The sequence below is a fragment of the Arthrobacter sp. SLBN-112 genome, from assembly GCF_030944625.1.
In the GTDB taxonomy this organism is placed as follows: Bacteria; Actinomycetota; Actinomycetes; order Actinomycetales; family Micrococcaceae; genus Arthrobacter.
The window spans coordinates 3,049,817-3,063,782 of the sequence record NZ_JAUSXY010000001.1 but is presented as its reverse complement, the minus strand read 5'-3'; the positions used below and the strand labels follow the sequence as shown (position 1 = coordinate 3,063,782).

General features: G+C 66.6%; 10 protein-coding genes and 1 pseudogene. 4 read left to right on the top strand and 7 right to left on the bottom strand.

Annotated elements, in window-relative coordinates:
• Positions 1-13 precede the first annotated feature (13 nt).
• Both secG and QF050_RS14385 read left to right on the top strand, forming a co-directional pair.
• Positions 14-271, top strand: coding sequence for a preprotein translocase subunit SecG (gene secG, locus QF050_RS14390; protein ID WP_018761260.1), 258 nt, complete (start codon positions 14-16; stop codon positions 269-271).
• A 137-nt stretch (positions 272-408) separates the two neighbouring features.
• On the top strand, positions 409-804 hold the full coding sequence (locus QF050_RS14385) for an RNA polymerase-binding protein RbpA (protein WP_308931020.1): 396 nt from the start codon (positions 409-411) through the stop codon (positions 802-804).
• On the opposite strand, the gene pgl is transcribed toward QF050_RS14385, so the two are convergent.
• From pgl to tkt, 6 genes and pseudogenes are all read right to left on the bottom strand, one after another.
• The gene (gene pgl, locus QF050_RS14380) at positions 757-1,575 is read right to left on the bottom strand and encodes a 6-phosphogluconolactonase (RefSeq protein ID WP_308931019.1); all 819 of its coding nucleotides are present in this window, start codon (positions 1,573-1,575) and stop codon (positions 757-759) included. The two genes, QF050_RS14385 and pgl, sit on opposite strands and share 48 nt — an antisense overlap.
• Positions 1,565-2,506: a glucose-6-phosphate dehydrogenase assembly protein OpcA gene (locus QF050_RS14375; protein WP_308931018.1), complete on the bottom strand. Its 942-nt coding sequence runs from the start codon at positions 2,504-2,506 to the stop codon at positions 1,565-1,567. The genes pgl and QF050_RS14375 overlap by 11 nt, the downstream gene beginning before the upstream one ends.
• Entirely contained in the window at positions 2,503-4,062 is a 1,560-nt protein-coding gene (gene zwf / locus QF050_RS14370; protein WP_308931017.1) for a glucose-6-phosphate dehydrogenase, read from the bottom strand. Before zwf ends, QF050_RS14375 begins: the two co-directional genes overlap by 4 nt.
• 15 nt (positions 4,063-4,077) lie before the next feature.
• Positions 4,078-5,710 (bottom strand): annotated as a pseudogene (locus QF050_RS14365) (glucose-6-phosphate isomerase).
• A gap of 6 nt (positions 5,711-5,716) precedes the next feature.
• Positions 5,717-6,832 (bottom strand): transaldolase, encoded by a 1,116-nt coding sequence (gene tal / locus QF050_RS14360; protein ID WP_308931016.1) that lies wholly within the window; start codon positions 6,830-6,832, stop codon positions 5,717-5,719.
• 26 nt (positions 6,833-6,858) lie between these two features.
• Positions 6,859-8,976 (bottom strand): transketolase, encoded by a 2,118-nt coding sequence (gene tkt / locus QF050_RS14355; protein ID WP_308932179.1) that lies wholly within the window; start codon positions 8,974-8,976, stop codon positions 6,859-6,861.
• Positions 8,977-9,491: 515 nt separating this feature from the next.
• On the opposite strand from tkt, the gene QF050_RS14350 reads away from it, so the two are divergent.
• Together QF050_RS14350 and QF050_RS14345 are read left to right on the top strand one after the other, a co-directional pair.
• A complete protein-coding gene (locus QF050_RS14350; RefSeq protein WP_308931015.1) occupies positions 9,492-10,451 on the top strand; it encodes a heme o synthase in 960 nt (319 codons plus the stop codon).
• Positions 10,452-10,665: 214 nt separating this feature from the next.
• Complete coding sequence (locus QF050_RS14345) at positions 10,666-12,933, top strand: bifunctional SulP family inorganic anion transporter/carbonic anhydrase (protein WP_308931014.1); 2,268 nt, start codon at positions 10,666-10,668, stop codon at positions 12,931-12,933.
• Between the two features lie 88 nt (positions 12,934-13,021).
• Here QF050_RS14345 and QF050_RS14340 read toward each other — a convergent pair whose 3' ends face one another.
• A complete protein-coding gene (locus tag QF050_RS14340; protein WP_308931013.1) occupies positions 13,022-13,966 on the bottom strand; it encodes a COX15/CtaA family protein in 945 nt (314 codons plus the stop codon).

Sequence of the window (13,966 nt, the reverse complement as noted above, 5' to 3'; positions counted from 1 at the left end):
CCGAAAGGCCGTCGTGGACGTTCTTCATGTCATCCTGCAGATCCTCCTGGGCATCACCAGCCTCCTGCTGACGCTGCTCATCCTCCTGCACAAGGGGCGCGGCGGCGGCCTCTCCGACATGTTCGGCGGCGGCATGAGCTCGGGCCTCAGCTCTTCCGGGGTAGCCGAACGGAACCTCAACCGCTTCACCATCGTCCTGGGAGTTACCTGGGGCGTGGTGATCATTGCCCTGGGCCTGATCATGCGTTTCAGCGGCGGCGGCGACTCCTAGGGAGCCGCTGAATAGGGTCCTGAGGCCCTCCCGCCGCCCGGATCGGGCAACTAAACCGTGGCTGTCGGTTTATCCGGCAGCCACAGTTGCGTTTAAGCTGCCGGTACCCGGCCATCCGCTTCGAGGCAGGAGATGTCATGGTCCATCCAGCATCAGGCTTTCGGGGGACCCGCGCCGGGGTGACGGCAGGGTCCGGATCGAGCCTGCAGTCCACCGATCCTTCCTCCCAGCCCCTCCCGCGCATCCGGGTGTCCTACTGGTGCGCGAAGGGGCACGAGACCCAGCCTGTCTTCCTCAAGCTGCCCGACGACCAGATCCCCTTGACCTGGGACTGCCGGCGCTGTGGTGCTCCGGCCTCCCGGGACGGGCAGGCAGCGGCGCTGGCTGATCCCTTCGACGAAGGGTACAAGAGCCACCTGGAATACGTTAAAGAGCGGCGCTCCGGCCAGGACGCCGAAGACGTCCTGGCCGGAGCGCTGGAAAAACTACGCGCCCGCGGCGTCCTTCCGGACGAGTTGCTGCGGGACACGTGAGGCGGCGTTCTCGTCGATCAGCCACAGGGTGCGGGACGTACCCCTCGGTCCGGCCGCAGGTACCTGGACCGGGTTGGCGCCGGCAAGGGCAAGTCCCACCGCCCCGGCCTTGTCCTCGCCGGCCACCACCATCCAGACCTCTGACGCCGTGTTGATAGCAGGCATCGTCAGGGAAATCCGCAGCGGCGGAGGCTTGGGCGAGTTGCGCACTCCCACCACCGTAAGGTTCTTCTCCCGGATGCCGGCCTGCTCAGGGAACAGCGATGCGATGTGGGCGTCGGGGCCGACGCCGAGGAGCACCACATCAAGGCGGGGCAACGTGGACGGCTCATCCGGCCGGTCATCGGACATGTCGGCCGCATGTTCGGCTGCTGCCGCTTCCCGCAGCTGCCGGGCGTAGTCCTCAGCCGCCTCCTCGGGAGTGCCGAAGTGGTCCGCGGAACCAGGAGAGTGGACCCGCTCCGGATCCACCGGAATGTGCGAGAGCAGAGCATCGAACGCCTGCTTGGTGTTCCGGTCCGGATCCGCCGCATCGACGAAGCGTTCGTCACCCCACCAGAAGTTGACCTTGGACCAGTCGACGGCGGGCGCCGCCGGGGAATCGGCAACAGCCTTCAATGTACCGATCCCCACGGTCCCCCCGGTGAGCACCACAGTGGCTTCGCCGTACTTGTCCTGGACATCAACGAGCTTGGTGATCAGGCGGGCCGCAATCGCGGCCATGAGGACGGACGAATCAGGATGGATGCTTACTCTGGGGTCAACGCTCACTGGGTCGGACGCTCCTTAGATTGGTACGTGGCAGTCCAATAGTAATCACTTCGCCAAACACTTCGTCGGGGTCGAGGCGGCGGAGTTCTTCGGCGAGGCAGTCGCGGAGGCTGCGGCGTGGGAGGGTGATCCGTTGGGCGGGTTGGCCGGGTTGGGTGAGTTCGGCGACGGAGAGTCCGGGGCGGAAGAGTTGGACGTCGCCGCCGGGGCGGGTGAGGCGGACACGACGGATCCCTGTCCCTGCGGGGTCCGCGACGATGGTCACGGGGGCGTCCAGGGTCAGGGTGAGCCAGGCGGCGAGCAGGATGGTGGAGGGTGAGTCCGAGGCGCCCTCGACCGCGACCGCGGTGACCGGGGAGGAATCGACTTCGTCCAGGGCCGCGGCGAGTTGGATCCGCCAGTTGGTCAGCCGGGTCCAGGCGAGGTCGGTGTCGCCGGCTTTGTAGGTGTGGTGGATCCGTTCAAGCGCGGCCTGCGGGTCCGGTTCGTTGGCCGAATCGGTGATCCTGCGGTGCGCGATCGCGCCGATGGAGGTCTCGCACGCGTTCGCTGGGGCCCCGTGCGGCCACCAGGCCACGATCGGGGCGTCCGGGAGCAGCAGCGCGGCGACCAGGGATTCGGACTCGTGCGCGAGTTGACCGTAGCCGCGGAGCACGATGACCTCGGACGCGCCGGCGTCCCCGCCCACCCTGATCTGCGCGTCGAGCCGGTCATCGGCGTCTTTCCCGGCGTCGGCCAGGACGATGATCCGGCAGGGGTGTTCCCGGCTGGCGTCGTTCGCGGCCTCGATCGCTTCTTCCTCGAGCCCGGACTTGGTTACCACCACCAGGGTCAGGACCCGGCCCAGGGCGATCACCCCGCCCTGCTCGCGCAGGGACATGAGTTTCTTGGAAACCTTCGAGGTGGTGGTATCGGGGAGGTTTACGATCATGGCCTTCTCCAGGTTCGTCCGTCACGGGCCAGCAGCTCATCAGCGCTGGCCGGGCCCCAGGAGCCGGGGGCGTAGGGTTCGGGCTGTTCGTCCAGGGTGGCCCAGTATTCCTCGAACGGGTCAAGGATCTTCCAGGACAGCTCCACTTCCTCATGCCGCGGGAACAGCGGCGGCTCACCGAGCAGCACGTCCAGGATCAGCCGCTCGTAAGCCTCCGGGCTCGATTCGGTGAACGAGTGCCCGTAGCCGAAGTCCATGGTCACGTCCCGGACTTCCATCTGGGTACCGGGAACCTTGGAACCGAACCGGATGGTCACGCCCTCGTCGGGCTGGACCCGGATCACCACTGCGTTCTGCCCGAAGTCGTCCTCGCCATGGTCGCGGAAGAGCAGGTTGGGGGCGCGTTTGAAGACCACGGCGATCTCGGTCACGCGACGGCCCAGGCGCTTGCCCGCGCGCAGGTAGAACGGAACACCGGACCAGCGGCGGGTGTGGATGTCCACCCGAACCGCCGCGTAGGTCTCCGTGGTGGAGTCTGCGGGGATGCCTTCCTCTTCCAGGTAGCCCTGGACCTGCTCGCCGCCCTGCCAGCCGCCGGTGAACTGGCCGCGCGCAGAATGCGTGGAGAGATCTTCCGGGAGCTTGACCGCGGCGAGGACTTTTTCCTTCTCCGCCCGCAGGTCGTCGGCGTTGAAGGAGATCGGTTCCTCCATTGCCGTCAGTGCCAGCAGTTGGAGCAGGTGGTTCTGGATGACGTCACGGGCTGCACCCACGCCGTCGTAATACCCGGCCCGGCCACCGGTGCCAATGTCCTCGGCCATGGTGATCTGGACATGGTCCACGTAGTTGGCGTTCCACAACGGTTCGAACAACTGGTTCGCGAAACGCAACGCCAGGATGTTCTGTACCGTTTCCTTGCCCAGGTAGTGATCGATCCGGAACACGGCGTCCGGCGGGAACACGGATTCGACAATGTCGTTGAGCTGCCGCGCCGATTCCAGGTCGTGACCGAACGGCTTCTCGATCACCACCCGCCGCCACTTGTCCCCGTCGGCCTGTGCCAGGCCGTGCTTGGACAACTGCCGGCAGACCTGCTCGAACGCCTTCGGCGGGATGGACAGGTAGAACGCGTGGTTCCCGCGGGTACCCCGGACGTCGTCGAGCTCCTTGATCGTCTCGCCAAGACGCTCAAACGCGGCGTCGTCGTCGAACTCACCCTGCACAAACCGGATACCCTCGGACAGCTGGTTCCAGACCGCCTCATCAAACGGGGTACGCGCGTGCTCCTGCACGGACGCTTTCACCTCGGCGGCGAAATCCTCCTTGTCCCACTCACGCCGGGCGAATCCGACCAGCGCGAAGCTCGGCGGCAACAACCCACGATTCGCCAGGTCATACACCGCCGGCATCAACTTCTTCCGGGCCAGGTCACCCGTCACCCCAAAAAGCACAAGCGACGACGGACCGGCAATCCGGTTCAAACGGCGGTCACGCGGATCGCGCAGCGGATTACGCCCGCGGCCCGCGCCCTTCCTACCGTATTCAGTTTCTGGCATGGTTGGTTCTGCGCCTTAGCTCTCGGTTGCGGATGCGCGGGTGGACAGGGCAGCGACAAGGTCCTGCAGCTGCGCCACGCCGGCGGCACGGTCGGTGAGGTGGAGCCGCAGCACGGGTCGGCCGTGCTGGCCCAGGACCTGGGCGTCGCCTGCAGCCTGGGCGGGCAATGAGCTCACCGAAGCTGAACGGCCGGTCCGGAATCGCGAGGTCCTCTGCCGCAGCGGCGGTGACCTGGAGGAACACGCCGATTGCGGGGCCGCCCTTGTGGAACTGCCCGGTGGAGTGCAGGAAGCGCGGGCCCCAGCCGAACGTCACCGGACGGCCGGTAGCCGCAGCGAGGTCGTCACGGATTCCTTCGAGTCCGGCAAAGGCCAGGCGGTCGAAGTATGCCTGGACGCTCAGGTAACTGTCGGCAGCCAGCGTGCCAAGGAGTGCCTTGACGGCGTCCCCGGCCGTGGTGGCGTCGCCGAGCCAGTCACCACCGCGAACCTCGATTGCGCCGTCCACGAAAGCGGCGGGCGTCGGCTCCGGCTGGGCGTCCAGCAGGCCGCGCGCTGCCACCTTGGCGGCCTCCACATCGGGCTGGTCGAAGGGGTTGATGCCCAGCAGTCGGCCTGCAACGGCGGTGGCGAACTCCCAGACCATCATCTGGGTGGCGAGGCCGCCGGCGATGGCCACCTGGTTCCCGCCAAGTTCGACGTCGGCATCCGCGGCTACCAGGCGTACCACCAGGACGTCGGGAGCGCCGGAGCTGACCTCGGGTGCGTTGGGGCCCGCCACGACGGGCAGGATGCCCGTACCCAGCTTGCCCGTCGATTCAGCGATGAGCTGCTCGGCCCAGTCGGCGAAGCCGACGATGCCGGAGCCGTCCTCGGCAATGACGACCTTGTTGCGCAGCGGACTGGTTCCGCCCAGGGCCGCGCCCAGGGCAAGTCCGATGTTTTCGGGGGCGTCGTCGTTGAGGACTTCGGCCGCTTCCTCGGCCTCGTCCAGGAAAGCCTGGATATCCACCCCGGCCAGGCCTGAGGGCACCAGGCCGAACGCCGTCAACGCCGAGTAGCGGCCGCCGACGTTGGGGTCGGCATTGAACACTGCGCGGTACCCGGTTTCGCGGGACGACTTGTCCAGCGGGGAATTGGGATCCGTCACGATGATGATCCGGCTCTTGGCGTCCAGGCCGGCCTCGGTGAAGGCCTGCTCGAAGATGCGGCGCTGCGAGTCGGTTTCCAGGGTGGACCCGGACTTGGACGAGACCACGATTGCGGTCTCGGCCAGCCGGTCCTCAAGGGCAGCCCGGACCTGTTCGGGGTCCGTGCTGTCCAGCACCGTCAGCTCGACTCCGGCCGTGCCCGCGATGACCTCGGGGGCCAGCGAGGATCCGCCCATGCCGCAAAGGACGATCCGGGTGACACCCTCGGCGCGCAGGGCATCGCGGAGTTCCAGGATGTCCTTGACCAAGGGCTGTGAAACGGTGGCCGCCTCCACCCAGCCGAGGCGGATGGCCGACTCGGACTCGGCGTCAGGACCCCACAGGGTGTGGTCCTTCGCGAAGATCCGGGTTGCGATCCGGTCCTCGACCAGGGCGGGAAGGTGCTGTTCCAGGGCCTGCTGCGCAGCGCCGGTGGCGTCGAAGCTGAGTGTGCTCATTGTGTGTTAGGAAGCCTTCCGTGCAGCGGCGAGGGCACCTTCGACGTCGGCCAGCAGTTCCTTCCAGCTGGACACGAACTTGTCCAGGCCTTCGGTCTCAAGGAGCGCGACGACGTCGTTGTAGGAGATGCCGAGTTTTTCCAGGGCGTCGAGGGTTGCGTTTGCTTCGGCGTAGGTGCCGGTGACGGTATCGCCGGTGACCACGCCGTGGTCGAAGGTGGCGTCCAGCGTCTTTTCCGGCATGGTGTTGACGACGCCGGGGGCAACGAGCTCGGTGACGTAGAGGGTGTCCGGGTAGGCCGGGTCCTTAACACCGGTCGAGGCCCACAGCGGACGCTGGGGGAGGGCCCCGGCGTCGGCAAGCAGTGCCCAGCGTTCGGTGGAGAAGAGTTCTTCATAGACCTGGTAGGCCAGGCGGGCGTTGGCAACGCCCGCCTTGCCCTTGAGGGCCTTGGCTTCCTCGGTGCCGATCTTGTCCAGGCGCTTGTCGATTTCGGTGTCCACGCGGGAGACGAAGAACGATGCCACGGAGTGGATCTTCGCGAGGTCGTGGCCGTTTTCCTTCGCCTGCTCCAGGCCGGACTGGAAGGCGTTGATGACCGCGCGGTAGCGCTCCAGCGAGAAGATCAGAGTCACGTTGACGCTGATGCCCTCGGCCAGGGTGGCGGTGATGGCTTCGAGGCCCTCAAGGGTTGCCGGGATCTTGATGTGCACGTTGTCCTTGTTGACCCGCTGGTAGAGGTGCTTGGCCTCGGCGATGGTGCCTGCAGTGTCCCAGGCCAGGCGGGGGTCGACTTCGATGGACACGCGGCCGTCGATGCCCTTGGTGGCCGCCGCCACGGGGGCGAAGAGGTCGCAGGCGTCGGCGACGTCGGTGGTGGTGATCTCGAAGATCGTATCCTCAACGCTGGCGCCGGCCGCGGCCTGGGCTGCGATGGTGGCGTCGTAGTCAGTGCCGGAGGTGATGGCTGCATGGAAGATGGACGGGTTGGTGGTCACGCCAACCACGTTCTTTTCTTCGATGAGCTTGCGGAGGGTGCCCGTTTCCAGGCGTCCGCGGGAAAGGTCGTCGAGCCAGATGGACACTCCGGCGTCGGAGAGCTGCTGGGTGGGAGTAGTCATTTTGGTATCTCCTAAAAGATGAGGTTTTAGGCCTGGAGGCTGTTGAGGGAGTCCTTGGCGGCAGCGGCCACGGCTTCTGCGGTGATGCCGAACTCCTGGAAGAGGCGCTTGTAGTCTGCGGAGGCGCCGTAGTGCTCGAGGCTGATGGAATGGCCGGCGTCGCCGACGAATTCCCGCCAGCCCAGGGCCAGTCCTGCTTCCACCGAGACGCGTGCCTTGACGGCGGACGGCAGGACGGATTCTCGGTAGGCGGCGTCCTGCTTCTTGAACCATTCAACGCACGGCATGGAGACAACGCGGGCCGCGATGCCGTCGGCCTGCAGGGCTTCGCGGGCCTGCACGGCGAGCTGGACCTCGGAACCGGTGGCAATGAGGATCACGTCGGCCGGCACGGTGGCGCCGTCCTTCGAAGCCTCAGCCAGGACGTAGCCGCCCTTCGCGACACCGGCGGTGGAAGCGAAGGTGTCTCCCTCGGCATCGCCCGTACCGCGTTCCCACGTGGGGATGTTCTGGCGGGTCAGGACGATGCCTGCCGGGTTTGCGTGGTTTTCCAGCATGGTCTTCCAGGCGGCGGCCACTTCGTTGGCGTCGCCGGGGCGGACCACGTCCAGGCCCACGATGGCGCGCAGTGAGGCGAGCTGTTCCACCGGCTGGTGGGTGGGGCCGTCCTCGCCGAGGCCGATGGAGTCGTGCGTCCAGACGTACAGGGAAGGCACGCCCATCAGGGCGCCGAGGCGGATGGCGGGGCGCTGGTAGTCGCTGAAGATCAGGAAGGTGCCCGAGAACGCGCGGGTGTTTCCTGCCAGGCTGATGCCGTTCACGATCGAAGCGGCGGCGTGCTCGCGGATGCCGAAGTGCAGCACCCGGCCGTAGGGGTTGCCGGACCAGGCACCAGTCTGCTTGGAGGCCGGCACGAAGGACGGCGAGCCCTCGATGGTGGTGTTGTTGGACTCGGCAAGGTCGGCTGAACCGCCCCAGAGCTCGGGCATGACCGGGCCCAGCGCGTTGAGGACCTTGCCGGAAGCCGCGCGGGTGGAAACGTCCTTGCCGGCGGGGAAGACCGGCAGGGCTGCGTCGAGGCCCTCGGGAAGTTCCTTGGCTTCGATGCGCTGCAGGAGGGCTGCACCTTCCGGGTTGGCTGCCTGCCAGGCGTTGAAGGATTCTTCCCATTCCTTGTGTTCGGCAGCGCCGCGTTCCACCACGGAGCGGGCGTGCTCGAGCACTTCCTGGTCCACGTCGAAGGACTTGGCGGGGTCGAAGCCCAGTACTTCCTTCAGTGCCGCGACTTCCTCGGCGCCCAGGGCGGATCCGTGGATCTTGCCGGTGTTCTGCTTCTTGGGTGCCGGGTAGCCGATGATGGTGCGCAGCGAGATGATGGACGGCTTGGACGTCTCAGCCTTGGCGGCGAGCAGGGCCGAGTAGAGCTCCTGGACGTCTTCCTTGTATTCGCCCGTGCGGGTCCAGTCCACGCGCTGGGTGTGCCAGCCGTAGGCTTCGTAGCGCTTCAGGACATCCTCGGTGAACGCGATGTCGGTGTCGTCTTCGATCGAGATGTGGTTCTCGTCGTAAATCACTACGAGGTTTCCGAGCTCCTGGTGGCCGGCCAGCGAGGAGGCCTCGGAGGTGACGCCTTCCTGGAGGTCGCCGTCGGAGGCGATGACCCAGATGGTGTGGTCGAACGGCGAGTCGCCCGCGGGAGCGTCGGCGTCGAACAGGCCGCGCATCCGGCGCTGCGAGTAGGCGAAGCCCACGGAGGAGGCAAGGCCCTGGCCCAGCGGGCCGGTGGTGATTTCCACGCCGGCGGTGTGCTTGTACTCAGGGTGTCCCGGGGTGAGTGAACCCCAGGTGCGCAGTGCCTCCAGGTCCTTCAGTTCCAGCCCGTAGCCCGAGAGGAACAACTGGATGTAGAGCGTGAGGGAGGTGTGGCCGGGGGACAGGACGAAACGGTCGCGGCCGAGCCAGTGCGGATCACGCGGATCGTGGCGCATCAGCTTCTGGAAGAGAAGGTATGCGGCCGGGGCCAGGCTCATCGCCGTACCGGGGTGGCCGTTGCCCACCTTCTCAACGGCGTCTGCGGCCAGCACGCGGATGGTATCCACAGCGCGCTGGTCCAGGCTGCTCCATGACAGTTCTTGCTCTTCCAAATGTGGCACGAAAACCGGGCCCCTCTCTGTGCTGGTGGCAGTGGTACACCGGATCCGGCTAAGGGCGCGCTCTGTGGCGCCGCTTTGGTGTGTACCAGCCGTTCACCATCGAAACGTTGATCTTTGCATTCAGTCACGAACAGCAAATGGGAATGCGTTTTCCACCGCTTTCTTGCTGCGTGCTGATCTGGTGACAGCTTAGCTCTTATCCATAGTCCGGGCGGCCCAAGTCTCACGTTTTGGACGCAATTTCCCCTTTTGTGAATGACTCCGGCGGAGGGCTGAGTTAATCTGCTCGAATGGGCCTGCGAGCGATCAACTGCGCATACGGCGGGCCCCGGACGGGGGTGCCGGCGCGGTATGATATTCGGAGGCCAACACCGGTGGGCATCCAACGCCGCCCGGAGTTTCCCGGCTGATGCAGGTACATGGCAATTTCCTTCCGCCGTGCCGTGCCCGGGACCGGGCCGCACGACCGGAGCTGCACAGCCAGCCTCAACTGCCACACAGAACGGGTGACTGCCACCGTGAGCACAACAGATACGCCGCTAAACGCATCCCGGGCCTCCGGTGCCGGGTTTGCCCGCAAGGCAAAGGCGTATCTCGCCCTCACCAAGCCGCGCGTCATTGAGCTTCTGCTGGTGAGTACGCTGCCCACCATGATCTACGCCGAGCGGGGCTTCCCCTCCATTGGCCTGATCCTTGCCACCCTGGTGGGGGGCGCTTTCGCCGCCGGCAGTGCCGGGGCATTCAACTGCTACATCGACCGGGACATCGACAAGCTGATGCACCGCACCGAGAACCGGCCGCTCGTGACCGGTGAGGTCACGCCCCGCGAAGCCCTGGTCTTCTCCTGGCTGCTCGGTGCGGCAGCCATCGTGATCCTCTGGTTTGGAGCCAACCCGCTCTCCGCTTGGCTTGGCCTCGGCGCCATCTTCTTCTACGTGGTGATCTACACCATGATCTTGAAGCGCCGCACCGCACAGAACATTGTGTGGGGCGGCGCCGCAGGCTGCTTCCCGGTGCTTATTGCCTGGGCCGCGGTAACCAATTCGGTGGAGTGGCCCGCCATCATCCTCTTCATGGTGATCTTTCTGTGGACCCCGCCGCACTACTGGCCGCTCTCGATGCGCTACGGAGAGGACTACCGCAACGCCAATGTCCCCATGCTTGGCGCCATCGCCGGGGCCAAGGTGGTCTCTGTCCAGGTGGTCCTCTACGCGTGGGCCATGGTTGCCTGCTCGCTGCTGATGATTCCGGCGGGCGGTGCCGGCTGGGTCTACACGGTCACCGCGGTCCTGGCGGGGGCCTGGTTCCTGTATGAGTCCCATGCCCTGTATGCCCGCGCGCAGCGGGAAGACATTCCAGACAAGCGCGCCATGAAGGTGTTCCATGGTTCCATCAGCTACCTGACGCTGCTCTTCATTGCCCTTGCCGTGGATCCTTTCATTGGGCGTGCGGTGGTGGGCGGCTGACCGGCCAGCCCCACGAAGCCCCAGGCGGCCTCCACCTCATGGTGGAGGCCGCCTTCTTTCTTTGGCGCTGCAAGCGTCGACGGGGAAACGCCGATTTCGTTGCCTGGGCGAACGGTATGACATCTTTGTCATGTCTGTCACTTTAACTGTCATTGAAGATGACGGCCTGCTTACGGTGGAGTGGACCCTTCCCGCAAGCAAAGGAAATAAGCCCATGGAAGCCCGTCCCCCAGCCGTCCCCGCGCCCAGCCACAGTCCACCGGGCGGAAACAGGAACCAAAGCCGGAACAGACTCCGCCTCCCGGGATTCGCCTCCCATCTCAGCGCCGACGTCCCCGCATCCCTGGTGGTGTTCCTCGTGGCACTTCCGCTCTCGCTCGGAATCGCGGCAGCATCCGGCGCCCCGATCATGGCCGGACTGATCGCCGCCGCCGTTGGCGGCATTGTGGCCGGCAGCCTGGGCGGTTCACCGCTCCAGGTGAGTGGACCGGCAGCCGGGCTGACCGTCGTCGTGGCCGGCTTGGTGCAGGAGTTCGGCTGGCAGGTGACGTGCGCCATCACCGTGGCGGCCGGCGTCGTGCAATTGCTGCTGGGCATCAGCCGCGTCGGCCGGGCAGCCCTGGCCGTTTCCCCTGTAGTGGTGAAGGCCATGCTCGCAGGCATCGGCGTCACCATCATCCTGCAGCAGCTCCACGTGCTGCTGGGATCGCAGCCCGCGGGCTCCGCCCTTGAGAACCTCGCAGGACTGCCTGCGGCCATCACCAACCTGGAACTGCATGCGGCCCTGCTGGGACTGGCGGTCATCGTGATCCTGCTGTGCTGGCGGTTCCTTCCCCCTGTTGCCCGCCGGGTGCCGGGCCCGCTGGCAGCCGTTACGGCGGGCACCGCGTTGGCGGTTGCCTTTGCCCCGGGGGTTGAACGGATCTCCCTCGACGGCTCGATCTTCGATGCCATTGCCTTGCCGCAGCTTCCCGACGGAAACTGGCGCGCCTTCGCCTTCGCGGTCCTGACCATGGCCCTGATCGCCAGCATCGAATCCCTCCTGTCCGCGGTCGCCGTGGACAAGATGCACACCGGCCCCCGCACCAACCTCAACAAGGAACTCGTCGGGCAGGGCGCCGCAAACATCGTCTCGGGCTCACTGGGCGGCCTTCCCGTCACGGGAGTCATCGTCCGCAGCGCCACCAACGTGGAAGCCGGCGCGGCCACCAGGGCATCCGCCGTACTGCACGGCATCTGGGTCCTTGCCTTCTCGGCGCTCTTCGCCGGGCTGATCCAGCTGATTCCGCTCGCCGTCCTTGCCGGCCTGCTGGTGGTCATCGGCGCGCGGCTGATCAAGGTGGCCGATATCCGCACCAGCCTGCGGACAGGCGACCTCCTGATCTATGCCGTGACCCTGGGCTCCGTCGTCTTCCTGAACCTGCTGGAGGGCGTCATGATCGGGCTTGCCCTGGCCGCCGCCTGTGTGCTGTGGCGGGTCCTGCGGGCCCCGATCCAATCCCACCCGCCGGCCGCGCCGTCCTCGCCCTGGCGGGTGACTGTTGCCGGATCCTGCAGTTTCTTCGCCCTCCCACGGTTGAACGGGACACTGCAGTCCATTCCCGCGGGCACGGACGTCACGGTGGAGTTGAATGCGGACTATGTGGACCATTCGTTCCGCGAAGCCTTGCTGGCCTGGCAGGTCCAGCACCAGGCCTCGGGCGGCACCGTGAACCTCGAGGAGCACGGAAACACCCTGTTCCGGGACGCGGCGCACCAAACGCCCCGGCGCAGCGGAGCCAGTGAGCTGCCGCTGCCGCCGCGAAAGGAATCCCTGCTGCAGGGCATCAATAAGTACCACCGCCGGTTCGCGGACCAGGTGCGTCCGCTGGTGCACGACCTGACCGAAGGCCAGAATCCGGACAGCCTGTTCGTGGCCTGCGTCGACTCCCGCGTCAACCCCAACCTGATCACCAGCAGTGGTCCGGGCGACCTCCTTACCCTGCGGAATATCGGAAACGTGGTCTGCAACCAGGGCCAGGATGCCTCGATCGACTCGGCGCTGTCCTTCGCCGTCAACGGCCTGGGTGTGCGGTCGCTCGTGATTTGCGGACACTCGAACTGCGGCGCCATGAAGGCGCTGATTGCGGAGGCCGACGGCGGGGACAACAGTTCACTGGGCCCGGCCTTTGGGCATTGGCTGGGGCATGCCCGGCAAAGCCATACGGAACTGTTGGCGGGCCACCCCGTGGGCAGGCAGGCCGCGGCCGCCGGATACAACACGGTGGACCAGCTGGCGATGGTCAATGTGGCCGTGCAGCTGGGCAAGCTGCGGAACCATCCCCACGCGAGCCCGGCCCTGGCCGACGGGCGGATCCAGGCAACGGGCCTGTTCTACGACATTGCCACAGCCCGGGTCCTGGAAGTGACTCCGGACGGCATATCGGACCTTGATCCGGCCCTCGGATCCCGGTTGCAGGGCAGCGCCATGGCGACCCGGTAATTCCGGACCCTGCCTCAGGTCCCCGGAAAACGGGCAGGCGCCCCGGTCCAGACGGACCGGGGCGCCTGCTGCGTGGCGTGGCTTGCCGTTACTTGGCCGTGCTTGAGCGGGCGATGTCCCAGGCGTTCGTCGAGGCGGCCATGAGCAGCGCCGCCCCGAGCATGTGGGCTGCCACCAGCAATGCGGGAATGCCGTTGTAGTACTGCGTGAAACCGATGACCGCCTGCAGCAGCGTCACTCCGAGGAGGGCCAGGACAGCAGTCCGGAACGGGCCGGTGATCCGGCGGCGGATGACCAGGACGAGCGCCACCACGGTGCCGGCAGTTACCAGGTAGGCGGGCACCGCATGGATGTGCGACACGAGGTCCCAGTCGAGGTTGTTGCGGGGCGCATCGGCGTCGCCGGCGTGCGGTCCGGCTCCGGTGACCACGACGCCGAGCATGACGGCCACGGCTGAGAAGAGGGCGACGGCGGCCGTCACCGGGCGCAGGACGGCGGGCAGGACGGTGGGCAGGGTCGCCGGGAAACGGCCCGTGCGGCCAAAGGCACGGTTCACCAGCAAGGTGGAGAACACCACCAGGGCCATCGAGACCAGGAAGTGCAGGCCGACCACCCACGGGTTGAGGTTGGTCAGGACGGTGATGCCGCCGATCACTGCCTGGGCCGGGATGCTGGCCAGCAGGCCCAGGGCCAGCAGGAAGAGGTCTTTGCGTTCCTTCCGCAGGTTCCACAGGTAGACCAGCAACAGCACGGCAACGGCGGCCAGGACAAACGTCAGGAGCCTGTTGCCGAACTCGATGAAACCGTGAATTCCCATTTCCGGGGTGTTCACCAGCGAATCAGAGGTGCAGCGGGGCCACGTGGGGCAGCCAAGTCCGGACGCCGTCAGCCGGACGGCGCCGCCGGTGACCACCAGGAGCGTCTGGCCGATCAGCGAGGCGACGGCGAGGCGGCGGACGCGGACGTCGACGGTGCGGGGGAGCCGGGACGCCAGGCGGCTGGCGAACTGCGGGAGGCGTGAAGCCGTGGTCAC

Bases quoted from the DNA above. Each gene is read 5' to 3' on its own strand.
- QF050_RS14385 (WP_308931020.1), top strand. From the start codon at position 409: ATGGTCCATCCAGCATCAGGCTTTCGGGGGACCCGCGCCGGGGTGACG.
- QF050_RS14375 (WP_308931018.1), bottom strand. From the start codon at position 2,506: ATGATCGTAAACCTCCCCGATACCACCACCTCGAAGGTTTCCAAGAAA.
- zwf (WP_308931017.1), bottom strand. From the start codon at position 4,062: ATGCCAGAAACTGAATACGGTAGGAAGGGCGCGGGCCGCGGGCGTAAT.
- tal (WP_308931016.1), bottom strand. From the start codon at position 6,832: ATGACTACTCCCACCCAGCAGCTCTCCGACGCCGGAGTGTCCATCTGG.
- QF050_RS14345 (WP_308931014.1), top strand. From the start codon at position 10,666: ATGGAAGCCCGTCCCCCAGCCGTCCCCGCGCCCAGCCACAGTCCACCG.